The 21,326-nt window shown below is 69.5% G+C and carries 21 protein-coding genes, 2 tRNA genes and 1 other RNA gene; 15 read left to right on the forward strand and 9 right to left on the reverse strand.

Translation table 11 applies throughout. The features are described from left to right. Nucleotides 1-8 precede the first annotated feature (8 nt). Nucleotides 9-1,346, reverse strand: coding sequence for a type I glutamate--ammonia ligase (glnA, locus tag QNO21_RS06225; RefSeq protein ID WP_257518914.1), 1,338 nt, complete (start codon nucleotides 1,344-1,346; stop codon nucleotides 9-11). A gap of 34 nt (nucleotides 1,347-1,380) precedes the next feature. Then, complete coding sequence (locus QNO21_RS06230; RefSeq protein WP_257518915.1) at nucleotides 1,381-1,611, reverse strand: SPOR domain-containing protein; 231 nt, start codon at nucleotides 1,609-1,611, stop codon at nucleotides 1,381-1,383. A 71-nt stretch (nucleotides 1,612-1,682) separates the two neighbouring features. Between QNO21_RS06230 and ppgK the strand changes: the two genes are divergently transcribed. Next, entirely contained in the window at nucleotides 1,683-2,501 is an 819-nt protein-coding gene (ppgK, locus tag QNO21_RS06235; protein WP_257518916.1) for a polyphosphate--glucose phosphotransferase, read from the forward strand. A gap of 6 nt (nucleotides 2,502-2,507) precedes the next feature. On the opposite strand, the gene rnpB is transcribed toward ppgK, so the two are convergent. After that, an RNA gene (rnpB, locus tag QNO21_RS06240) (RNase P RNA component class A) lies at nucleotides 2,508-2,868 on the reverse strand. Between the two features lie 139 nt (nucleotides 2,869-3,007). Here rnpB and QNO21_RS06245 point away from each other — a divergent pair. Further along, a complete protein-coding gene (locus tag QNO21_RS06245) occupies nucleotides 3,008-3,691 on the forward strand; it encodes a cell wall protein (RefSeq protein ID WP_257518917.1) in 684 nt (227 codons plus the stop codon). 32 nt (nucleotides 3,692-3,723) lie between these two features. Continuing rightward, nucleotides 3,724-5,460: a DUF4012 domain-containing protein gene (locus QNO21_RS06250; RefSeq protein ID WP_257518918.1), complete on the forward strand. Its 1,737-nt coding sequence runs from the start codon at nucleotides 3,724-3,726 to the stop codon at nucleotides 5,458-5,460. Nucleotide 5,461: 1 nt separating this feature from the next. Here QNO21_RS06250 and QNO21_RS06255 read toward each other — a convergent pair whose 3' ends face one another. Then, nucleotides 5,462-7,183 carry a bifunctional 3'-5' exonuclease/DNA polymerase gene (locus tag QNO21_RS06255; protein WP_257518919.1) on the reverse strand — a complete coding sequence of 574 codons (1,722 nt, stop codon included), beginning with the start codon at nucleotides 7,181-7,183 and terminating at the stop codon, nucleotides 5,462-5,464. A 12-nt stretch (nucleotides 7,184-7,195) separates the two neighbouring features. Beyond that, nucleotides 7,196-7,927 (reverse strand): zinc ribbon domain-containing protein, encoded by a 732-nt coding sequence (locus QNO21_RS06260; protein ID WP_257516654.1) that lies wholly within the window; start codon nucleotides 7,925-7,927, stop codon nucleotides 7,196-7,198. 53 nt (nucleotides 7,928-7,980) lie between these two features. On the opposite strand from QNO21_RS06260, the gene QNO21_RS06265 reads away from it, so the two are divergent. From QNO21_RS06265 to QNO21_RS06295, 7 genes are all read left to right on the forward strand, one after another. After that, nucleotides 7,981-8,052 (forward strand) — tRNA-Val (locus tag QNO21_RS06265). Nucleotides 8,053-8,222: 170 nt separating this feature from the next. Next, nucleotides 8,223-10,952: a pyruvate dehydrogenase (acetyl-transferring), homodimeric type gene (gene aceE / locus QNO21_RS06270; RefSeq protein WP_257518920.1), complete on the forward strand. Its 2,730-nt coding sequence runs from the start codon at nucleotides 8,223-8,225 to the stop codon at nucleotides 10,950-10,952. A gap of 8 nt (nucleotides 10,953-10,960) precedes the next feature. After that, on the forward strand, nucleotides 10,961-12,181 hold the full coding sequence (locus tag QNO21_RS06275; protein WP_257518921.1) for a PucR family transcriptional regulator: 1,221 nt from the start codon (nucleotides 10,961-10,963) through the stop codon (nucleotides 12,179-12,181). Between the two features lie 85 nt (nucleotides 12,182-12,266). After that, complete coding sequence (locus QNO21_RS06280) at nucleotides 12,267-13,178, forward strand: ACP S-malonyltransferase (RefSeq protein WP_257518922.1); 912 nt, start codon at nucleotides 12,267-12,269, stop codon at nucleotides 13,176-13,178. Nucleotides 13,179-13,180: 2 nt separating this feature from the next. Beyond that, nucleotides 13,181-14,182, forward strand: a complete 1,002-nt coding sequence (locus QNO21_RS06285; protein WP_257516870.1) for a beta-ketoacyl-ACP synthase III — start codon at nucleotides 13,181-13,183, stop codon at nucleotides 14,180-14,182. A 79-nt stretch (nucleotides 14,183-14,261) separates the two neighbouring features. Further along, nucleotides 14,262-14,510: an acyl carrier protein gene (locus QNO21_RS06290; protein ID WP_257516871.1), complete on the forward strand. Its 249-nt coding sequence runs from the start codon at nucleotides 14,262-14,264 to the stop codon at nucleotides 14,508-14,510. 55 nt (nucleotides 14,511-14,565) lie between these two features. Continuing rightward, entirely contained in the window at nucleotides 14,566-15,804 is a 1,239-nt protein-coding gene (locus tag QNO21_RS06295) for a beta-ketoacyl-[acyl-carrier-protein] synthase family protein (protein ID WP_257516872.1), read from the forward strand. A 146-nt stretch (nucleotides 15,805-15,950) separates the two neighbouring features. On the opposite strand, the gene QNO21_RS06300 is transcribed toward QNO21_RS06295, so the two are convergent. Beyond that, the gene (locus tag QNO21_RS06300) at nucleotides 15,951-16,454 is read right to left on the reverse strand and encodes a DUF3145 domain-containing protein (protein ID WP_257516086.1); all 504 of its coding nucleotides are present in this window, start codon (nucleotides 16,452-16,454) and stop codon (nucleotides 15,951-15,953) included. A gap of 227 nt (nucleotides 16,455-16,681) precedes the next feature. On the opposite strand from QNO21_RS06300, the gene QNO21_RS06305 reads away from it, so the two are divergent. Next, nucleotides 16,682-17,158: a cupin domain-containing protein gene (locus tag QNO21_RS06305; protein ID WP_257518923.1), complete on the forward strand. Its 477-nt coding sequence runs from the start codon at nucleotides 16,682-16,684 to the stop codon at nucleotides 17,156-17,158. 162 nt (nucleotides 17,159-17,320) lie between these two features. Here the strand turns inward: QNO21_RS06305 and QNO21_RS06310 are convergent. After that, nucleotides 17,321-17,394, reverse strand: a tRNA-Ile gene (locus QNO21_RS06310). Between the two features lie 74 nt (nucleotides 17,395-17,468). After that, the gene (locus QNO21_RS06315) at nucleotides 17,469-18,485 is read right to left on the reverse strand and encodes a DMT family transporter (protein ID WP_257514387.1); all 1,017 of its coding nucleotides are present in this window, start codon (nucleotides 18,483-18,485) and stop codon (nucleotides 17,469-17,471) included. A gap of 46 nt (nucleotides 18,486-18,531) precedes the next feature. On the opposite strand from QNO21_RS06315, the gene def reads away from it, so the two are divergent. The 4 genes from def to QNO21_RS06335 all read left to right on the forward strand — a co-directional run bounded on the left by def (nucleotide 18,532) and on the right by QNO21_RS06335 (nucleotide 20,972). After that, complete coding sequence (gene def / locus QNO21_RS06320) at nucleotides 18,532-19,098, forward strand: peptide deformylase (RefSeq protein ID WP_257514384.1); 567 nt, start codon at nucleotides 18,532-18,534, stop codon at nucleotides 19,096-19,098. Between the two features lie 69 nt (nucleotides 19,099-19,167). After that, complete coding sequence (locus tag QNO21_RS06325) at nucleotides 19,168-19,653, forward strand: DUF2975 domain-containing protein (RefSeq protein WP_257518924.1); 486 nt, start codon at nucleotides 19,168-19,170, stop codon at nucleotides 19,651-19,653. After that, nucleotides 19,653-19,916 carry a helix-turn-helix domain-containing protein gene (locus QNO21_RS06330; RefSeq protein ID WP_257518925.1) on the forward strand — a complete coding sequence of 88 codons (264 nt, stop codon included), beginning with the start codon at nucleotides 19,653-19,655 and terminating at the stop codon, nucleotides 19,914-19,916. The genes QNO21_RS06325 and QNO21_RS06330 overlap by 1 nt, the downstream gene beginning before the upstream one ends. Before the next feature lie 90 nt (nucleotides 19,917-20,006). Beyond that, a complete protein-coding gene (locus tag QNO21_RS06335) occupies nucleotides 20,007-20,972 on the forward strand; it encodes a TIGR03557 family F420-dependent LLM class oxidoreductase (RefSeq protein WP_257518926.1) in 966 nt (321 codons plus the stop codon). A 171-nt stretch (nucleotides 20,973-21,143) separates the two neighbouring features. Here the strand turns inward: QNO21_RS06335 and QNO21_RS06340 are convergent, their stop codons facing one another. Further along, nucleotides 21,144-21,326, reverse strand: coding sequence for a hypothetical protein (locus QNO21_RS06340; protein WP_257514381.1), 183 nt, complete (start codon nucleotides 21,324-21,326; stop codon nucleotides 21,144-21,146).

Below are 21,326 nucleotides of genomic sequence, written 5' to 3' on the forward strand. Positions count from 1 at the left end.
GCGGGGTTTTAGAGCATCTCCAGATTGCTCTTCAGCTCGAAGGGCGTCACCTGGGAGCGGTACTCCTGCCACTCGCGCCGCTTGTTGAGCAGCACGTAGTTGAACACCGTCTCGCCCAGCGTCTCGGCGACGAGTTCCGAATCCTCCATGCGCTCGAGCGCCCGGTCGAGGCTGGCAGGCAGCGGCGGGTAGCCGAGGGCACGGCGCTCGGCGTCGGTGAGCGACCAGACGTTGTCCTCCGCCTCGGGGGGCAGCTCGTATCCCTCTTCGATTCCCTTGAGCCCCGCTGCCAGCAGCAGCGCGTAGGCGAGGTAGGGGTTCGCCGCCGAGTCGATGCCGCGGTACTCCACACGCGAAGACTGCCCCTTGTTGGGCTTGTACATGGGCACGCGCACCAGCGCGGAGCGGTTGTTGTGGCCCCAGCAGATGAAGCTCGGAGCCTCGTCGCCGCCCCACAGGCGCTTGTACGAGTTGACGAACTGGTTGGTCACCGCCGCGATCTCGGGTGCGTGGTGCAGCAGGCCCGCGATGAAGTGACGGCCTGTCTTGGACAGCTGGTACTGCGCGCCGGCTTCGTAGAACGCGTTCGTGTCGCCCTCGAAGAGCGACATGTGCGTGTGCATGCCGCTGCCCGGCTTGCCGCTGAGGGGCTTGGGCATGAACGTGGCATACACGCCCTGCTCGATGGCCACCTCTTTGATCACGGTGCGGAACGTCATGATGTTGTCAGCGGTCGCCAGGGCGTCTGCGTACCGCAGATCGATCTCGTTCTGACCGGGACCACCCTCGTGGTGGCTGTACTCGACCGAGATTCCAAGGTCTTCGAGCATGCGCACCGAGCGACGGCGGAAGTCGTGTGCGGTGCCACCCGGGACGTTGTCGAAATAGCCCGCCGAGTCGACGGGCTCGGGGCCATCCGCTCCGTACGACGACGACTTGAGCAGGTAGAACTCGATCTCGGGGTGCGTGTAGAACGTGAAGCCGGCGTCGGCTGCCTTGGCAAGGGCGCGCTTGAGAACATTGCGCGGGTCGGCGACGGCCGGCTGCCCGTCTGGCGTCGTGATGTCGCAGAACATGCGCGCGGTCGGGTCGATCTCACCGCGCCACGGCAGAATCTGGAAGGTCGACGGGTCGGGGTGCGCGAGCAGGTCCGACTCGTACGAGCGGGTGAGGCCCTCAATGGCCGAGCCGTCGAATCCCAGACCTTCGGCAAAGGCCCCTTCGACCTCGGCGGGGGCGATCGCGACCGACTTCAGGGTTCCGATGACATCGGTGAACCACAGGCGGACGAACTTGACGCCGCGCTCCTCGATCGTGCGCAGTACGAAGTCACGCTGCTTGTCCATCGCTTCCCCTCCGGCGGGTGTCGCCTCGGCCAGCCTACTGGTCGTCGGCGCCTTCGCCGCTCCGCGCGGAACCGGCTCCCCAAGAGTCCTCTCGGGCCTCTTCGTCGGCCCATGCCCGGGACCGGTCGGCGAGCAGCTTCGGTGCGCGCGCCGCTTCTTCTTCGGTGTCGAACGGACCGGCGCGATCGACGGCCGGTGACTCGTATCCCCGCTCGACCTTGCCCGTGGTCAGGTTGTACCAGAACTTCTCGGCGCCGCTGCTCATGATCCGCTCCTTCGTGGGTGTGCGAGCCCGATCTTACCGAGGGCCCCCGACGGCCTGGATAGGCTGGAGTCATGAGCAATGCGATCACGGCAGTCGGGGTGGACATCGGCGGCACCGGCATCAAGGGCGCCCTGGTCGACCTGGAGTCCGGAGTTCTTCTGAGCGACCGCGTCAAGGTCCGCACGCCCGCCGGCGCGGAGCCGGATGACGTGCTGGCTGCCGTGCGCCAGGTGCTGGACTCGCTGGGCGTCAGCGACGCCGAGATACCGCTGGGCGTGGCCTTCCCCGCCATCGTCAAGCACGGCCGCACGCTGTCCGCGGCGAATGTCGCCGACACCTGGATCGGCTTCGAAGCGGAGAAGTTCTTCGAGGAGGGTCTCGGGCGCGAGATCCACTTCGCCAACGACGCCGATGTGGCCGGCGTCGCGGAACTGCGCTTCGGCGCGGCGCGGGGACAGGCCGGACTGACGATTCTCACCACCCTCGGCACCGGCATCGGGTCGGCGATGATCCACGACGGCGTGCTCATCCCGAACTCCGAGCTCGGCCACCTGCAGCGCGCCGGCGAGCAGACCGACGCCGAGGCCTACGCCGCGTACTCGGCGATGGAGCGCGAGAACCTCGACTGGCCGCAGTGGGCCGCTCGGCTGCAGTGGTACTACAGCCACGTCGAGTTCCTCTTCAGCCCCGACCTCTTCATCGTCGGCGGCGGCGTGTCCAAGCACGCCGACCAGTTCTTGCCGCTGCTGGATCTGAAGACCCCGATCGTGCCTGCGGTGCACCGCAACAATGCGGGCATCATCGGCGCTGCGGCTCTCGCACTGACGACGGCCGGGGCGGATGCCGTCGGCGGCGCCGCCGATTCTCTCGCGGATACGGTTGCGGGCTGAGCGGAGCGAATGGGCCGGCCTGTACGCCGGGTTCTGTTCGGGGGCCGAAGCCCCGTCGACGGTCATCTCTCTCGGCGACACGTTGCCGTGCCGCTCCAGCGGCCTACCCGGGGACTCGGCGGGCCGCGTCGTCATCCCCTGTCTGGCCTTGCTCCGGACGAGGTTTACCTTGCAGGTCGTGTCACCACGACCCCGGTGGTCTCTTACACCACCCTTTCACCCTTACCGGGACGGTAGTCCCGGCGGTCTGCTCTCTGTGGCACTGTCTCGCGGATCACTCCGGGTGGGTGTTACCCACCATCCTGCCCTGTGGAGCCCGGACGTTCCTCGGCGCGGTTTCCCGCTACGCGACCGTCCGGCCGACCCATTCGCCCCAGAAGTCTACCGGTGCCCGTCCGGACGCATCCGACGTGCCCCACGCACCGTTGCTTCCTGGCCCGAGCTGAGGTAGCCTCTCGCCATTGGGGTCGGGCACGGGGGTGTCCGCAATCAGCCTTTGGGGAGGCATGATGATTCGTTCATCCGTTTCTGCGTTCGCGCTTGCCGCGCTCGTGATCTTCGGAGCTCCGGCCGCGGCATCCGCCGCGACGCCGCCGCCGCCAGACGAGTACACGCCGGAGCTGCCCGTCGAGTCCAGCCTGATCGCGGCGGTCGCCGTCGGCGAGTGCCTTCGCGGCGCACCGTTCATCGAGTACTCCGTAACCTTGGACGACCCTGACTCCCAGGTGACCGAGACCGCGGTGACGTTGGTGCTGACGAACGGCGTGCAGTCGACAGACCCCATCGCGCTGGGCGACCTCGTCGACGGCCGGCTGTCGGGCACGGTGCCGTGGCCCGGCACCGTCGTCGGGGCGGAGGGCACGGACCTCGGAATGCCGGGACACGAGATTGTCGACGGAAAGTGGGTGCTCTCGGATCCTGAGTTCGCGTGGACCCGCGCCGGTGTCAACGCTGTGCTCAGCGTGAATCCGACGGTCTCCGTGCCGCTCGCGTACCCGCAGGCGACGCCTGAGTGCCTCACGGCGACCACCGCCGGCTCCAACGGCCCGCGCGCCGCGGCATCGGGCGATCTGGCCGCCACCGGCGGCACGACAGCCGCTCTGCTGCCGCTGGGTCTCGGCGCCGGTGCCCTCGTCGCCGGCGGCGCGGGTCTGCTGCTGCTTCGTCGCCACCGCTCCGCGCGGTCGTGAGTCAGACACCTCCTGCGCACCGGATTGTTCCGGTGCGCAGGTTGGTGTGGGCGAGCATCGCGATGCTGTGCCTGCTCCTCGCCGGGGTGGGCTGGGCTGCCTTACGGGTCGTCGGCGCGGGTCTGGCGTTGTCCGAAGTCGCGTCGACGGCGCGCCACCTCTCCAGCGCCGTGGACCGAGGTGACCTCGCCGCCGCGCAAGGATTGGTCGGCGAGCTGTCGGGCTCCGCAGACAGAGCCGCGCAGGCGGCGACTGATCCGGTGTGGGCGGTCGCCGAGACGATGCCCTGGTTCGGGGATGATGTCGGCGCCCTCGGGGTGATCGCGGAACACGGGCACGCGCTCGCCTCCGCGATGGCCGCGGTCGGCGATACCGCCGCAGGTCTGTTCCGCCCTCCCGGCAACGGCGCCATGGTCGACGTCGTCGCCCTCGCAGCCGCACACGAACCCCTGACGATCGCCGCCGAGGCGTCGACCGATGCGCGAAGTGAGATCGATGCCGTGGAACAGGCAGGCCTGCTCCCGCCGCTCGCGTCCGGCGTGGACTTGCTGCAGGTCGCCCTCGAGCAGGTGGAGCCCGCGCTCAACATCGCGGCGCAGGCGTCCGGCGTACTGCCGGGTCTCCTCGGTGCCGACGGGCCGCGGACCTTGCTGGTCGTGCTCCAGAACAACGCCGAACTGCGCACGGGTGGGGGGATCACGGAGTCGTTCGCGCTGGTGGGCGCTGACCGGGGCGCGCTGACGCTGCAAGAGCAGGCCGATTCGACCGAGTTCCGTCGCCAGAGCGAACCGATCATGGCCCTGCCCGAGGGGACGACCGCGCTCTACGGTGACGGCGTGGCCACATCGGCGCAGAACGCGTCGATGACGGCCGATTTCGCCGTCACCGGCCAGCTCGCGTCGGCGTGGTGGCTGGGCCGCACCGGCACAGCACCGGATGCCGTCCTCTCGCTGGACCCGCTGGTCATGCGCGCCTTCATCGAGGCGACCGGCCCGATCGCCCTTGCCGACGGCAGCGAACTGACCGCTGACAACCTGGTCCCCCGGCTGCTGGTCGAGCCGTACCAGAACCTGAGCGTCGAAGAGCAGACGGTGTTCCTGCAGGGGGTCACCAACTCGGTGTTCGGCGCGCTGACCTCACGCAGCATCGATCCTCTCGCCTGGGCGCGCGTCCTGGCCGAACCGGTCGCGGCCGGGCGGCTGGCTCTGTGGAGCCCCGATGCCGACGTTCAAGCCGGGCTGACCGGCACGGTTCTGGGAGGCGCCGCGGCGCGCCACGACGCTGCCGGGCCCGACGCCTTCGGCGTGTACTTCAACGACACCACCGGCGGCAAGATGGGGGTCTTCCTGCACACGGGGATCGAGGTGGCGGCGTCATGCGGCGCCGACGGCCGCGCCGAGGTGACGGTCTCCGTCGTTCTCGAAAGCGACGCACCGGGGGACGCCGGCGAGCGGTTCCCGCCGAGCGTCACCGGCGGCGGGATCTGGGGCGTGCCGGCGGGTCAGATCGGGACGATCGTCTCCGTCGCGGCTCCCGAGGGGTGGTCAGCCGCCGGGGTTCACCTCGACGGCACGGGCCAGCCTTCGGTGGAGGCGGTCGAGGCGGGGTTCGCTAACACGGCCGCCGAGTTGCGGCTGGACCCGGGAGGGACCGGCACGCTCGCCTTCAGTTTCGTCGGGCCGGTCCAGAGCGAAGTGCTGCCGAGCGTGCTCCACACCCCGATGATCGACGCGCCGCCGGTCGAGATCAAGCCCGCGATCTGCGGGTGACTCAGTCCTTCTGGGCGGACTGCGCGATGCGCACGTCGAGGGGGAAGTCGATCGGGAACGTGCCGAACAGAAGTCGCCCGGCGGATGCCGCCGCCTCGGCGACCGCGTGAGCCGCGGCATCCGCCTGCGCAGCGGGGGCGTGCACGATCACCTCGTCGTGCAGGAAGAACGCCAGGTGCGCCCGCCGCTCAAAGGCGGGCCCGGACCGTGAGGCCGACTCGTGGGCAGGGACCGCCGGCAGCGCGGCGAGTCTGCCGCGCAGGTCCGCCAGCCACGCCAGTGCCCACTCGGCAGCGGTGCCCTGCACGACGAAGTTGCGGGTGAAGCGACCTCGATCGCGTGCCCAGCGCCGCGCGCGGGTCTCGTCTACGCCGGTGGCTTCCGGGTCGCCGGCTTGCCCCTGTGCCGCGCGCCACACTGCGGACGGCGGCGGCGAGGTGCGGCCCAGCCGGGTGGCGACGATGCCGCCCTCCTCCCCCGTCCGAGCGGCGTCATCGACGAGGGCCATGGCGCGAGGGAACGTGCGACGCAATGCCGGCACGAGCCGGCCGCTGTCGCCGGTTGTCGCTCCGTACATGGCGCCGAGCATGGCGAACTTGGCCTCGGACCGCGTCGACACGGCGCCGCGCTCGACGATGCCGGCGTACAGATCCCGCCCGCGGGCCGCCTCGGCCAGCGCGACGTCGCCGGCCATCGCCGCCAGCACTCGCGGCTCGAGTTGGGCGACGTCGGCGACCACGAGCACCCACCCGGGATCGGCGCGCACGGCGTCACGCAGCTGGCGTGGCAGCTGCAGCGCGCCGCCGCCCGATGACGCCCAGCGGCCGGTGACGACGCCGCCGGGGACGTAGACGGGCCGGAATCGACCGTCATGCACCCACTCGTCCAGCCAGGCCCACCCGTTGGCGCTCAGCAGTCTTGCCAGGCGCTTGTACTCCAAAAGCGGCGCGATCGCCGGGTGGTCGTACTGCGCCAGCTCCCACTTGCTCGTCGACGTGGCGAGCACCCCGACCCGGTGCAGCGACCGCAGCAGCTTCGGCTGTGAGTCCAGGGCCGCCGTCGGGTCTCCGAGCGCCGCGCGCACCTGCGCCGCGGCGCGTTCGAGCTCACGCGGCTGGCTGCCCGCTGCCGGGCGAGGACCCAGCAGTTCGGTGAGGATGCCGTCATGGGCCGCCTCGTCCCAGGGCAGCCCGGCGGCGCGCATCTCTGCGGCCACCAGCGCGCCGGCGGACTCCGCCGCCAGCAGCAGGCGCAGACGTCCCGCTTCGGTCGCGCCGGCAAGTGCCGCCCGCTGGCGGGCGAATTCGGCGAGGGCGGCGTCGAGGGACTGCGGCAGAGAGGGGGCGGATGCCGTCTCGAACTCGAACAGCGTCGGCGGCGAATCGCCGGGATCGGGGGCAGCGGCATCCCACTCCCCCGCATCGCGCAGGGGCCCGGAGTCGGTCACGTAGACGCTGCCGCGCAGGATTGCGTGACACAGGCGCAGATCGTGGCAGCGCGCAACGCGCACGCCGGCATCCAGCAGCCCGTCGTACCACGTGGGGGTGTCGCTCCACACCCACCGGGGTGCGTGGGCCGTCTCGGCGTCGGCCACCCAGGACGGCAGATCGGCGACCGCCACGCGGGCGGTCTCGCCGCCCTGGTCGTTCAGCAGTGCGGCGGTGATGCCGTCGCCATCACGTCCGACGGCGATCCACGTCGGCGACGACTCAGCGCCGGGCACCGACGGAGACGGTCACAGGCCGGACTCCTCCGTGCGCACCAGGATGCAGCCGCACTCGGGGCAGGTGACGACGGCGTTGTCCGGCGTCTCGCGGAGGTTCTGCAAGTCGGTGCCCGAGAGCACCATGCGGCATCCCTCGCAGGTGCCGCGGCGCAGCAGGGCGGCGCCCGTCGAGCGCGCCGCGGTGCGGTCGTAAAGCGCGACCAGGTCGGCCGGCAGCGCTGCGACGATGGCCGCGCGGTCGCGCTTGGCCTGGTCCAGACGCGCCGTCGCATCGGCGACGACCGCCTTCGCCTCGTCTGAGAGGCGCACGCCCTCGGCGTTGGTCTCCGCCATGAGGGCCTCCTGCGCGACGACGGCCGCCTCGCACTGCTCCAGGCGCTCCATAACCTCGAGCTCCGCGTCTTCGAGGGCGCTCTTGCGCTTGGCAAGCGACGCGATCTCGCTTTCGAGGCCCTGCGCCTCCTTGGCGTTGGCGCTGGATGCCAGTCGGCCGGCATCCCGGTCGCTGCGCGCCTGCACGACGGCGACGTCCGACTCGATGCGTGCCAGTTCGGTGCGGGCGTCGTCACGGGCGCCCAGCAGCCGCGACAGCTCCTGCGAATAGGCCTGGCGCTGCGCGAGCAGCTCCTTCACCCGGACTCCCTGCGGGGGGTTCTGGCGCAGCCGATCGGCCTGAGCGATCCTGGCATCGAGTTCAGTGAGGTCGAGGAGTCGGCGCTGGTCGGCGGGGCTGGCGTTCACCCCTTCAACCTACCGCCCGAGCGACGCTCCCACAGAGGCCTAGGATGGCTGGTGGCCGGTTGGCGCAGCGGTAGCGCAGCTCCTTTACACGGAGAAGGTCACCAGTTCGATCCTGGTACCGGCCACGATGCGGCCCCAGCGGGCGAAAACCGTTGCGGACTGCACCACTCAGGCCCGCGACCGCGGCGCGCTGAGTGGGTAGGCTGAACGATGGCGCTTTGTGCGGTGCGGACAACGTCCGCGCGATCCGCGCCACGAATACCTGGCACGATCTGCCATACGAGAAAGGTCTTCCGTGACTGTCAACGATCAGGATCCGTACTCGCAGGAGGCCCTCGATAGCGACCCGGAGGAGACCTCCGAGTGGCAGGAGTCGCTCTCGCAGCTCGTCGATGCCAAGGGCTCCGGCCGCGGCCGCGAGATCATGCTCAGCCTGCTGCAGAAGTCGCACGAGCTGCAGCTGAACGTGCCGCAGGTGCCGACCACGGACTACATCAACACCATCGCGCCCGAGAACGAACCCGAGTTCCCCGGTGACGAGGAGCTCGAACGCCGCTACCGCCGGTGGATCCGCTGGAACGCCGCCATCACGGTGCACCGCGCGCAGCGCCCCGGTATCGGCGTCGGCGGCCACATCTCCACCTACGCCTCGTCGGCGTCGCTGTACGAAGTCGGCTTCAACCACTTCTTCCGCGGCCTTGACGACCCGTCCGGTGGCGACCAGATCTTCATCCAGGGTCACGCCTCCCCCGGCATCTACGCGCGATCCTTCCTCGAAGGCCGCCTCAGCACCGAGCAGCTCGACGGGTTCCGCCAGGAGGCGTCGAAAGCGCCCAACGGACTGCCGTCGTACCCTCACCCGCGGCTCATGCCGGACTACTGGCAGTTCCCGACCGTGTCGATGGGCCTCGGCCCCATCAACGCGATCTACCAGGCGATGACCAACAAGTACCTCACCAACCGCGGCATCAAGGACCTCTCGGACTCGCACGTCTGGGCCTTCCTCGGTGACGGCGAGATGGACGAGGTCGAGAGCCGCGGTCAGCTGCAGGTGGCAGCCAACGAGGGACTCGACAACCTCACCTTCGTCGTCAACTGCAACCTCCAGCGCCTCGACGGCCCGGTGCGCGGCAACGGCAAGATCATCCAGGAACTGGAGAGCTTCTTCCGCGGTGCCGGCTGGAACGTCATCAAGGTCGTCTGGGGTCGTGGCTGGGACGAGCTGCTGCAGCAGGACGACGACGGCGCCCTCGTGCGCCTCATGAACACCACCCCCGACGGGGACTTCCAGACGTACCGCGCCGAGGACGGCAAGTTCATCCGCGACCACTTCTTCGGTCGCGACGAGCGCACCGCCAAGATGGTCGAGGACTGGTCCGACGACGACATCTGGGGCAAGCTCCGCCGCGGCGGGCTGGACTACCAGAAGGTCTACGCGGCCTACAAGACCGCCAAGGCTCACAAGGGTCAGCCGACGGTCATCCTCGCGAAGACCATCAAGGGCTACGGTCTCGGTCACCACTTCGAGGGACGCAACGCGACCCACCAGATGAAGAAGATGACGCTCGAGGACCTCAAGCACTTCCGCGACTCGATGCGCATCCCGATCACCGACGCGCAGCTCGAAGAGAACCCGTACCTGCCGCCGTACTACCACCCCGGTATGGAGGACGACACGATCAAGTACATGGTCGAGCGTCGTCGAAACCTCGGTGGATTCCTGCCTGAGCGTCGCACGACGCACGTGCCGCTCCCCCTTCCCGACGACAAGGCCTACGCCCTGCCGAAGAAGGGCTCCGGTACTCAGGAGATCGCCACCACTATGGCGTTCGTGCGTCTGCTGAAGGACCTGCTGCGATCGAAGGACTTCGGTCACCGCATCGTGCCGATCATCCCCGACGAGGCGCGCACGTTCGGTATGGACGCCTACTTCCCCACGGCGAAGATCTACAACCCGCACGGCCAGAACTACACCTCGGTCGACCGCGAGCTGCTGCTGGCGTACAAGGAGAGCCCGCAGGGCCAGATCCTGCACGTCGGCATCAACGAGGCCGGTGCCGTGGCGGCGTTCACCAACGTGGGTACCTCGTACTCCACGCACGGCGAGCCGCTCATCCCGGTGTACATCTTCTACTCGATGTTCGGCTTCCAGCGCACCGGCGACGCTCAGTGGGCAGCCGGCGACCAGATGGCCCGCGGGTTCATCATCGGCGCGACCGCCGGCCGCACCACGCTCACTGGTGAAGGTCTGCAGCATGCCGACGGTCACTCCCAGCTGCTGGCATCCACGAACCCGGCCACGATCTCCTACGACCCGGCCTTCGGTTACGAGATCGCCCACATCGTGCGCACGGGACTCGAGCGCATGTACGGCGGGAACCACCCGGATCCGAACGTCATGTACTACCTCACGGTGTACAACGAGCCGTATGTGCAGCCGACGGAGCCCGAGGGCGTCGACGTGGACGGGATCGTCCGCGGCATCCACCGCATCTCGGTCGGCGAGGGCGAGGGTCCCCGCACCCAGCTGCTCGCGTCGGGTGTCGGCGTGCAGTGGGCGCTCGAGGCTCAGAAGCTGCTCAAGGACGACTGGGGCGTGATCGCCGACGTCTGGTCGGTCACGTCGTGGTCGGAGCTGCGTCGCGACGGCCTCGCAGCCGACGAGCACAACTTCCTGCACCCCACGGAAGAGCCCCGCACCGCGTACATCACCGAGAAGCTGCGCGACGCGCAGGGTCCTGTGGTGGCGGTCAGCGACTTCATGCACGCGGTGCAGGACCAGATCCGGCCCTGGGTGCCGCAGCGTTTCGCCACGCTCGGCGCCGACGGCTTCGGCTTCTCGGACACCCGCCCCGCAGCGCGTCGCTTCTTCAAGATCGACGGTCCGTCGATCGTGGTGCGCACGCTCCAGGCGCTCGCGCAGGAGGGCGTCGTCGACCGTGGCCTCTCGGCGCAGGCGATCGACAAGTACCGTCTGTACGACGTCACCGCCGGCACCAGCGGCAATGCGGGCGGCGAAAGCTGATAAACCGTATGGCCTCACCACCGACCGCGTCCGAGAAAGCCGAGACCCTCGCCTGGCTCCGGCGCGTCTCAGGCGACCTCGCGTCGGCGACCATCAAGCGACTGGAGGACACTCTCCCCTGGTACGCAGAGATGCCGCCGGCGCGCCGGTCGGCGGTGGGGCTGGTCGCCCAGGCCGGCATCACGTCGTTCATCCAGTGGTACGAAGACCCCACGTCCACGCCCTGGATAGCCGCCGACATCTTCGCCGCCGCTCCCCGTGAGCTGCTGCGCAGCGTCAGCCTCACGCAGACCCTGCAGCTCATCCGGGTGACCGTCGCGGTCACCGAGGAGCGGGTGGCGGGCCGCGACGAGGACCTGCGCGAGGCGATCCTGCTCTACTCGCGCGAGGTGGCCTTCGCCGCCGCCGACGTCTACGCCCGTGCTGCCGAGGCCCGCGGTCTCTGGGACGCACGACTCGAGGCGTTGGTGGTCGATTCCATCCTCACCGGCGAGACCGACGAAGAGCTTCCCAGTCGCATCGCCGCCCTCGGCTGGCACGGTCACGGCGAGGTCGCGGTGCTCGTCGGCACGACGCCCCCGCAGTTCGACGTCGACCAGGTGCGCCGCACCGCGCGCAAGCTCGACGTCGACGTGCTGATCGGAGTGCAGGGCTCGCGCCTCGTGCTCGTCATCGGGCGCTCGCAGCCCGCCGGACGCGAGGAAGCACCCGAGAACGAGCTTCCGTTCCCCGAGATCGCTCAGCGGCTCGAGCCGTGCTTCGGCCCGGGATACCTGGTGCTCGGCCCCGCCGTTCCGGCGCTGGTCGAGGCGAGTCAGAGCGCTCGTGCGGCGTTGGCGGGCTTCGCCGTGGCCCGCGCCTGGCGCAACGCCCCGCGGCCCGTCGAGGCGGACGATCTGCTCCCCGAGCGTGCGCTGGCGGGCGATTCCGTCGCCAAGCAGACGCTCGTGGAGCGCATCTACCGGCCGCTGCAGGCGCACAGCCCTGATCTGGTGGCGACACTGTGGAGCTACCTCGACAACGGGCGCTCGCTCGAGGCGACCGCCCGGGAGCTGTTCGTTCACCCGAACACCGTGCGGTACCGGCTCAAGCGCGTCTCCGACGTCATCGGCTGGGACGCGACCGGGCCGCGCGAGGCACTCATCCTGCAGACTGCGCTCATCCTGGGTTCGATCGGGACGGATGCCGCGCGTCGGCGACCCTCCCCTCACCGTCGCCCGCACGCGTGAGCTGTGGGGGCAGTACAAGGGATTCAGCGATTCTTGTGACGTGTTCGCCAGATGACCGGTCGTTCTTGTTGGCAGGATGGGTGAAGTGATCATCGCCGTCTTCCCCGGTCAGGGCTCGCAGACCCCCGGGTTCCTCTCCCCCTGGCTTGAGATCGACGGTGCTCGCGAGCGCCTCGCCGCCGCGTCCGACGCGGCAGGAGTCGATCTGATCGCCGCCGGCACCGAGTGGGATGCCGACCGCATCCGCGACACCAGCGTCGCCCAGCCGCTCATCGTCGCCGCCGGCCTGCTGTCGTGGGAGGCGCTGCTGGCCGCCGCGCCGGCCCGGCCCGAAGGGGTCGCCGGCCACTCCGTGGGCGAAGTTGCGGCCCTCGTGGCATCCGGCGTGCTCTCGTTCGACGAAGGCATGCGACTGGTGGGAGTTCGGGGTCGTGCGATGGCGGACGCCGCCGCCCTGGAGCGGACCGGCATGAGCGCCGTGCTCGGGGGCGACCAGGATGCCGTGCTCGCGCGACTTGCGGACCTCGACCTCACCGCGGCGAACCACAACGGCGGTGGGCAGATCGTTGCAGCCGGAGCGCTGGCGGCGCTCGCGGAACTGTCCGCGGAACCGCTGAAGGGCGCCCGCGTGATCCCGCTGCAGGTGGCGGGGGCTTTCCACACCCGCTACATGGTGCCCGCCGTCGAGACGCTGCGCACCGCCGCTGCCGACCTCGAGCCTGCGGACCCCGCGCTCACCCTGTGGACCAACCACGACGGCGCCACCGTGACCGGCGGACGCGAAGCGCTCGACCTGCTGGTGGCGCAGGTCGCCTCGCCGGTGCGCTGGGACCTCTGCATGGCGTCGTTCGCCGAGCATGGGGTCACCGGCATCATCGAGTTGGCCCCCGCCGGCACCCTGACGGGCCTGGCGAAACGGGCGCTGCGGGGCGTTCCGACCGTGGCAGTGAAGACACCTGACGATCTGGGCGCTGCGGCGGCCCTCTTGGGAGCATGAAGATGAGCGCGACCCTGCACCAGGTCACGGGCCCGGCCCACACCCGCATCTACGCCTACGGCGCCGCGCGCGGTGAGGTGTCCGTGCCCAACGACGACCTCGTGGGACCCATCGACTCCAGTGACGAGTGGATCCGCCAGCGCACCGGCATCGTCACCCGCACTCGAGCGGTCCGTGAGACCACCGCGGTGGATCTCGCGTCGACTGCCGCGGCCGAGGCCGTCGCCCGGTCGGGCGTCGACCCGTCCGAGATCGACGCGGTGATCGTCGCGACCGTCTCGAACCCCAAGCAGACCCCGTCGGTGTCGGCGATCGTCGCGGACCGCATCGGGGCGAACCCCGCCGCGGCGTACGACGTGAACGCCGCCTGCGCCGGCTTCGCCTATGCGGTCGCGCAAGCCGACGCGCTCATCCGCGCCGGCGCCGCACACTACGCCGTGGTCGTCGGGGCCGAGAAGCTCAGTGACATCGTCGACCCCACCGACCGCTCGATCTCGTTCCTGCTCGGCGACGGCGCCGGGGCCGTCGTCATCGGTCCGAGCGACTTCCCGGGCATCGGCCCGACCGTCTGGGGCTCCGACGGCTCGAAGGCCGACGCCGTCGGCATGAGTCACACTCTCGTGGACTTCCGCGACGGACTCGCCCCCTGGCCGACCCTCCGGCAGGAAGGCCCCACGGTCTTCCGGTGGGCGGTCTGGGAGATGGTCAAGGTCGCTCGCCAGGCGCTCGAGGCTGCGGGCGTGACGGCAGCGGATCTCGCCGCCTTCGTTCCGCACCAGGCGAACATGCGGATCATCGACGAGTTCGCCAAGCAGCTGAAGCTGCCCGAGTCCGTCGTCATTGCGCGCGACATCGAGACGACGGGCAACACCTCCGCAGCGTCCATCCCGCTCGCCACCCACCGGCTGCTCGAAGAGCACCCGGAGCTGTCGGGCGGCCTGGCGCTGCAGATCGGCTTCGGCGCCGGTCTCGTCTTCGGCGCGCAGGTGGTCGTGCTCCCGTGAGCGCGGCGACCGCGACCCTAAACTGAACAGCGGCCCGCCGGGCCGACCATCCCCGTCACACCTAAGAACAGGAGCACCCATGGCTTACACGAACGACGAGGTCCTCGCAGGACTCGCCGAGCTCATCACCGACGAGACCGGCATCTCGGCCGACGAGGTCGCGCTGGAGAAGTCGTTCACCGACGACCTCGACATCGACTCCATCTCGATGATGACGATCGTCGTCAACGCCGAGGAGAAGTTCGGCGTCACGATCCCCGACGAAGAGGTCAAGAACCTCAAGACCGTCGGCGACGCTGTCACCTACATCACGTCCAACCAGGTCTGAGCCGGCACCGGTGGGGGCTGCGGCCCCCACCCGCTGGCGTGGAGGAACCACACACATGAGCAGCCCCCGCATCGTTGTCACCGGGATCGGCGCCTCGTCGCCGATCGGCGGCACCGCGCCCGAGAGCTGGTCCGCATTGCTGGCCGGTGCGTCCGGCGCGCGCACGTTGGAATACGACTGGGTGGAGGAGTACCAGCTGCCCGTCACATTCGCCGCGCAGGCCGCTGTGCGCCCGGACACCGTTCTGGCGCGGCCGGTCTCCAAGCGGCTCGACCCCGCGTCGCAGTTCGCGATGGTCGCCGCCATGGAGGCCTGGGAGGACGCCGGGGCCCCCGAGATCGATCCCGAGCGACTGGGTGTCGACTTCGCGACCGGCATCGGCGGCGTGTGGACCCTGCTCGACGCCTGGGACACGCTGCGCGAGAAGGGTCCGCGGCGCGTCATGCCGATGACCGTCCCGATGCTCATGCCCAACGCCGCTGCCGGCAACCTCTCGCTGCACTTCGGTGCCCGCGCCTACGCGCGCACCGTGGCCAGCGCCTGCGCCTCGAGCACGGAGTCGATCGTCAACGCCGTGGAGCACATCCGGGCCGGGTACGCCGACGTCGTCATCGCCGGTGGCACGGAATCGGCCATCCATCCGATCACGGTCGCATCGTTCGCGTCGATGCAGGCGCTGTCGCGCCGCAACGACGATCCTGCAACGGCGTCGCGACCGGCGAGCATCGACCGTGACGGCTTCGTCATGGGCGAGGGCGCGGGCGTGCTGATCCTCGAGACCGAGGAGCACGCCAAGGCGCGAGGCGCGAAGATCTACGCGGTGGTCGCGGGCGGCGGCGTGACCGCCGACTCGTACCACATCACCGCCAACGACCCCGAGGGCAAGGGCGCAGCGCGCGCCGTGTCCATGGCGCTCGCCCAGGCGGATGCCTCCCCTGACGATGTGACGCACATCAACGCCCACGCCACGTCGACTCCCGTGGGAGACCCGAACGAGTATCAGGCGCTGCGAGCGGTCTTCGGCGATCGCGTCGACGAGATCCCCGTGTCGGCGACGAAGGCATCGACCGGCCACCTGCTCGGCGGCACCGGAGCGCTCGAGGCGATCTTCACCGTGCTGGCCCTGCGCGACCGAGTCGCGCCGCCCACCATCAACCTCACCGAGCAGGACCCCGCCGTTCCCTTCCGACTGTCGGGGGAACCGACGCCGCTCGGCGACGGCGATCAGCTCGCGATCAGCAACTCGTTCGGCTTCGGCGGGCACAACGCGGTCGTCGCGTTCCGCTCGGTCTGACCCCCGACGCCACGCCCCCGGATGCTGTCGCTGACGGCATCCGGGGGCGTTCCGGGTCTCAGGGAGGGGACGCTCTCCCGGTTCCCGGGAATGATCACCGAGGTCCGGTACTGGCGCCGCGTGCCCTGAGATCCGCGGCGGGGGTCTCATCCCACCTTGTGCAGCCACACCACCGATGCGTCATCGCCGGCGTGGCGGAAGGGCTCCAGCTCCTCGTCCCATGCGGAGCCGAGCGCGACCTGCAGCTCGTGCTGCAGCTCGATCGGGTCACCGGCGGCGACTTCCATCGCGTAGCGCACGCGATCCTCGCCGATGACGATGTTTCCAGCGGTGTCGGTCTGGGCATAGTGGATGCCGAGCCCCGGCGTGTGCAGCCAGCGACCTCCGTCGCTGCGGGGCGTCGGGTCCTCGCTGACCTCGAAACGCAGGTGCTCCCAGCCGCGGATTGCCGTGGCCAGGGCAGCCCCCGTTCCGGCGGGGCCCTCCCAGTAGAATTCCGCGCGGCGGCTGCCGGCCAGCACCGGCTGGTCGGCCCATTCGAAGTTGACGGCGCGGCCGAGCGCGCGGCCCACAGCCCATTCGAGGTGCGGGCACAACGCGCGCGGCGCCGAGTGAATGTAGATCACTCCGCGCGCCTGTGGTGTCGCCATGATCTCTCCTTCGTCAGGTACGTCTTCCCCTACGACCTGATGCGGACCACGGCTTCTTCGGTTGTGTTCCCGCCATTATCACGGAAGCACGTGCGGGATGACAAGTGTGTGATTCCGGCGATCGACGCGTGGGGGCGGCCTCTCCCCTTCCCACGGATGCCTCACCTTGCGATGATCAGCAGGCCCGCGCCCTTCGGGCCGCCTTATCTCAACAAGGAGACACGATCATGACTGGCAGCGACATCGGCCCTCGCCCTCACGCCTTCGACATCGAAGCCGCGACCCGGCAGAACGAGAACTACCGCGCGGTCGTGTGGACGGGGAAGCACCTGCAGGTCACGCTGATGTCCATTCGCCCGGGTGAGTCCATCGGCCTCGAGGCGCATCCCGACACCGACCAGTTCCTTCGCCTGGATGCCGGTCGGGGTCGGGTCGTCATGGGCCCCGAGAAGGATCAGCTCGATTTCGAGCAGGATGTCGCGGACGGATGGTCCATCCAGGTTCCCGCAGGCACATGGCACGACGTCATCAACACGGGCGACGAAGCCCTGCGCCTCTATACGGTCTACGCGCCCTCACACCACGCGGCCGGGATCGTGCAGGCGACACGGGCCGACGCGGAGCGAGACGAGGCGGCCGGCACGGATGAGCCCCCGCCGTGGACGGCGCAGCCGCCCACGGTCGGCGACGACCAGCACGCTTAGCCGCACGCGGGAGGACCCGATCCCTACGCAGGGTGGCTCGAGAACTCGGCGGGCTCCAATGTCGAGATCGTCGCGGGCGAGTCGTGATCGCGAGCAGTGCGAAGCTTCGCTCTCCCTCATCCCCTCTAGACCCGTGACCGTGTGGGAATCGGGAGGGTTTTGTAGGGCGGGTGGGACTTGAACCCACGATCGTCGGGTTATGAGCCCGCTGCCTTGACCAGCTTGGCCACCGCCCCCTCACAACGACCTTACTAGGCGTGCCTGGCTTCGCTCGCACCTGGCATGTGGGCGGCAGCTCTGAAGCGGACCCTCAGCCGCGGGGCTTGTCGCCGGGCGATGCAGGACCCTCGGTGCCCCCGGAACTGCCTCGAGGGAACGGCAGCTCCTGGCTCTGGGAGACCACCTGCGGGTGATAGCGCGCCAGCGTCATGACGCCCCAGATGGCGATGGCGCCGGCGAGGGCGAACATGACGTAGCCCCAGACGGGGACCGCAGCGCCTTCGCCGAGCACGAGCAGGCCGAGAAGGACGGCGACCATCGGGTCGACGACCGTGAGGCCCGCGATCACCAGGTCGGGCGGGCCCGATGAGTATGCGGTCTGCACGAAGTAGGCGCCCAGCGCCGTGCCTGCCAGCAGCGCTACGACGCAGAGCACTGTCAGCCACTCGAAGTCGCCCGCCTCGATGCGTTTGATCACGATCTTGGCGAGGGTCGCGACGAATCCGTACACGATGCCCGCGGCCAGGATGTAGAACAGCGCCCGGATGCCATGGCGACGCCTCACCAGCAGCCATGAGACGACGAGGACTGCCGCGACGATCACGAGGATGATGAGCACCGTGATCAGCTGGCGGTTCGTGACGGTCTGCTCGACGGCGAACAGTGCCGCGACGATCACGAACCAGAAGATGCCGCCGACGCAGGCGATGATCGCCATCAGCGACCGGCGGGTGGGGGCATGCCCGGTCACACGCGCATTGAGCAGTGTGGTGATGACGAGCGCCACGGCGCCCAGGGGCTGCACGACGATCAGGGGCGCGACGGTCAGCGCGCCGAGCTGGCAGACGATGGCGAGGCCGAGCATGAGCGTGCCGACCACCCACGAGGGCCGCGCGAGCAGCTGTCGCAGCTGACCGCCGGTGAGCCCAGTCGAGCCGTCCTTGCCGCTGAGGCGCTCGACCTTCTCGACACCCCGATGCTGGTACTGGGCACCGAACGACATGAAGACGGCGCCGGCGAGCGCCAGCGGGATTCCGAGCAGCAATCCGGGGTTGCGGAAGACGCCGACCAGCTGGTCGCCGACATCTTCGATACCCACCGCCCACATCACCCCTCGACAGTAGCGCCAACGCCTTCTCGGTAGGCTCAAGGACGTGGCTGTTCTACCGATTCGCATCATGGGCGATCCCGTCCTGCACTCCCCCGCCGCCCCCGTCGACGAGATCACCGACGAGGTGCGTCAGCTGGTGGCCGACATGTTCGAGACGATGGATGCCGCGCCTGGCGTCGGCCTAGCGGCCCCGCAGGTGGGTGTGCCCCTGCGCATCTACACGTACACGTACGAAGACGACGACGGTCAGCCGTGGCGCGGCGTGATCCTCAACCCCGAGCTGTGGATGCGCCCCCCAGAGCCCGGCTCCCCCGACCCCGAGTCGGAGTCCGAAGGATGTCTGTCGTTCCCCGGCGAGCGGTTCCCGCTACGGCGCTCGGATGAGGTCCTGGTCACCGGCATCGACCTCGACGGCGCACCCGTGCGCATCGAGGTCGACGGGTGGCGCGCGCGCATCATGCAGCACGAGTTCGACCACCTCGATGGCATCCTCTACGTCGATCGCCTCGACGACGGCGACTGGAAGACCGTGCAGAAGATCGCCCGCAAGCGCGGCTGGGGTCGCCCTGGAGTCAGCTGGATGCCGGGAGTCGACGACCTCGACGCCTGACCCTTTCGCTCCTGGATGCGTAGAGCTATCGTATTTCGATAGATATGTATCGAGGTTCGGAGGTGTGCGATGGGTGCTTTCGTGATCGGTGCGCTCCGTGTGGTGCTGGCTGTGTCCTTCGCCGGAGCCCTCTTCGTGCAGGCAGTGATGGTTCCTCTGTTGTGGGTCGACCTCGAGGGGGCGCCCGACGCCGCGCGTGTCACGGCGGTCGTGATCGTGGTGCTCGGGATCATGACCCTGCAGGTGTGCGCCGTGTGCATCTGGCAGCTCCTCTCGATGGTGCGCCACGGGTCCGTCTTCTCGTCACGGGCGTTCCGCTACGTGGATGCGATGATCGGTGCGATTCTCACCGCGGCGGTGCTCGTCTTCGCGCTGGCGGTGCTCTTGGCTCCGGGAGAGGTGGCGCCCGGCCTAGTCGGGCTGATCTGTGGGGCCGCACTGGTGATCGGCGGTGTCGCGTTGGTGGTCTACGTGCTGCGGATGCTGCTGGCGCAGGCCGTCGAGCGTGAGGTCGAGGCGCGGCGGCTGCGGTCTGAGCTGAGCGAGGTGATCTGATGCCGATCGTCGTCGACATCGACGTCATGCTCGCCCGACGCAAGATGCCGGTCGCGGTGCTCGCCGAACGCGTGGGCATCACGGCGGCGAACCTCGCCGTGCTGAAGAACGGACGTGCGAAAGCGGTGCGCTTCACCACCCTCGAGGCGCTCTGCCAAGCCCTCGACTGTCAGCCGGGCGACCTGCTGCGGTGGGAGCCGCAGGGCGCGGTCGACCTTTCGCCGCACGCAGAAGGGGAAGCGACCGCCGACGCGAGGGCGTGACCTGCCTCATCCGATCCGCCCTCGCAACCCCCGTTCGCGCGCCGTCATCGATCGGTAGCGTTCCCCGCACACCCACGCGAGGAGGACGGCATGGCTCGGTTCGGATACACACTCATGACGGAGCAGAGCGGTCCACGTCAGCTCGTGGACTACGCGGTGAAAGCCGAGGCGGCCGGGTTCGACTTCGTCGTCTCGAGCGATCACTACTCCCCCTGGCTCACCGCTCAGGGGCACGCCGCATATGCCTGGAGCATGCTCGGGGCCGTCGCCTACGCCACCCACGACGTGGAGCTCATGACCTACGTCACCTGCCCGACCATGCGCTATCACCCCGCGATCGTCGCGCAGAAGGCGGCGACGATGCAGCTGCTCTCGGAGGGCCGCTTCACCCTGGGCCTCGGGTCCGGTGAGAACCTGAACGAGCATGTCGTCGGCGAGGGGTGGCCGGCGGTGCAGATGCGCCAGGACATGCTGGTCGAGGCGATCGAGATCATCCGTGCGCTGCACACCGGAGAGCTCGTCACCTACGACGGCCAGTACTTCCGGGTGGATTCGGCGCGCATCTGGGACTGCCCCGAGGGTGGCGTGCCTCTCGGCGTCGCGGTGTCGGGCGAGTCCTCCATCGAGCGGTTCGCGGGACTGGCTGACCATCTCATCGCGGTGGAGCCGCAGGCGGAGCTGATCGAGGGGTGGGATGCCGTGCATCCAGAGGCATCCCGCAAGATCGGCCAGATCCCGATCAGCTGGGACCCCGACCGCGAGGCGGGGATCGCACGCGCCCACGAGCAGTTCCGGTGGTTCGCGGGCGGATGGTCCGTCAACGCGGACCTGCCGACGCCGGCCGGCTTCGCCGCGGCATCCCAGTTCGTCCGGCCCGAAGACGTCGCCGAATCCATCGCCGCGGGCCCCGACCTGGACGAGCTGGCCGAGAGCGTACAGCCCTTCCTGGACGCGGGCTTCACCGACGTCGCGATCGTGCAGGTCGGCGACGAGCAGCAGGACCGCTTCGTGACCGAGGTCGCCCGGCCGCTCCTGGAGAAGCTGCGCACGCTCTGACCCTGCCGCGCGCCCTCGCCCTTCCGAATCTCACCGGTGGAGCCGGATGTTCACGCCCGCGTGACGCGTGGCCTAAGCTGGTACCGAGGATCCCGCGTCATCTGCGCGGCCCTCGACCGAAGGCCAGGGCTTCCACCCCTGGCCTTCACCTTTTGCCGGCCGCTGGGCGCCTCAATCCTCCGCGTCCGCGATGGCCTCGCCGTCGGCGTCGAGCGGTATCGGGCGCTCATGCGGTGGCAGGGGCTCCGGCAGGCCCGTCTCCGGGTCGAGGGGGCGATCGTCGTCGATGAAGGGGATGGGGACGCCCGTGCGAGGGTCGATGAGACCCTCGCCGTCGGGGATACTCAGGCTCAT

Origin of the sequence: Microbacterium sp. zg-Y818 (genome assembly GCF_030246905.1) — a bacterium.
Lineage (GTDB): Bacteria > Actinomycetota > Actinomycetes > Actinomycetales > Microbacteriaceae > Microbacterium.

Bases quoted from the DNA above. Each gene is read 5' to 3' on its own strand.
- glnA (WP_257518914.1), bottom strand. From the start codon at position 1,346: ATGGACAAGCAGCGTGACTTCGTACTGCGCACGATCGAGGAGCGCGGC.
- QNO21_RS06230 (WP_257518915.1), bottom strand. From the start codon at position 1,611: ATGAGCAGCGGCGCCGAGAAGTTCTGGTACAACCTGACCACGGGCAAG.
- ppgK (WP_257518916.1), top strand. From the start codon at position 1,683: ATGAGCAATGCGATCACGGCAGTCGGGGTGGACATCGGCGGCACCGGC.
- QNO21_RS06245 (WP_257518917.1), top strand. From the start codon at position 3,008: ATGATGATTCGTTCATCCGTTTCTGCGTTCGCGCTTGCCGCGCTCGTG.
- QNO21_RS06275 (WP_257518921.1), top strand. From the start codon at position 10,961: ATGGCCTCACCACCGACCGCGTCCGAGAAAGCCGAGACCCTCGCCTGG.
- QNO21_RS06285 (WP_257516870.1), top strand. From the start codon at position 13,181: ATGAGCGCGACCCTGCACCAGGTCACGGGCCCGGCCCACACCCGCATC.
- QNO21_RS06290 (WP_257516871.1), top strand. From the start codon at position 14,262: ATGGCTTACACGAACGACGAGGTCCTCGCAGGACTCGCCGAGCTCATC.
- QNO21_RS06295 (WP_257516872.1), top strand. From the start codon at position 14,566: ATGAGCAGCCCCCGCATCGTTGTCACCGGGATCGGCGCCTCGTCGCCG.
- QNO21_RS06300 (WP_257516086.1), bottom strand. From the start codon at position 16,454: ATGGCGACACCACAGGCGCGCGGAGTGATCTACATTCACTCGGCGCCG.
- QNO21_RS06305 (WP_257518923.1), top strand. From the start codon at position 16,682: ATGACTGGCAGCGACATCGGCCCTCGCCCTCACGCCTTCGACATCGAA.
- QNO21_RS06315 (WP_257514387.1), bottom strand. From the start codon at position 18,485: ATGTGGGCGGTGGGTATCGAAGATGTCGGCGACCAGCTGGTCGGCGTC.
- QNO21_RS06325 (WP_257518924.1), top strand. From the start codon at position 19,168: ATGGGTGCTTTCGTGATCGGTGCGCTCCGTGTGGTGCTGGCTGTGTCC.
- QNO21_RS06330 (WP_257518925.1), top strand. From the start codon at position 19,653: ATGCCGATCGTCGTCGACATCGACGTCATGCTCGCCCGACGCAAGATG.
- QNO21_RS06335 (WP_257518926.1), top strand. From the start codon at position 20,007: ATGGCTCGGTTCGGATACACACTCATGACGGAGCAGAGCGGTCCACGT.
- QNO21_RS06340 (WP_257514381.1), bottom strand. From the start codon at position 21,326: ATGAGCCTGAGTATCCCCGACGGCGAGGGTCTCATCGACCCTCGCACG.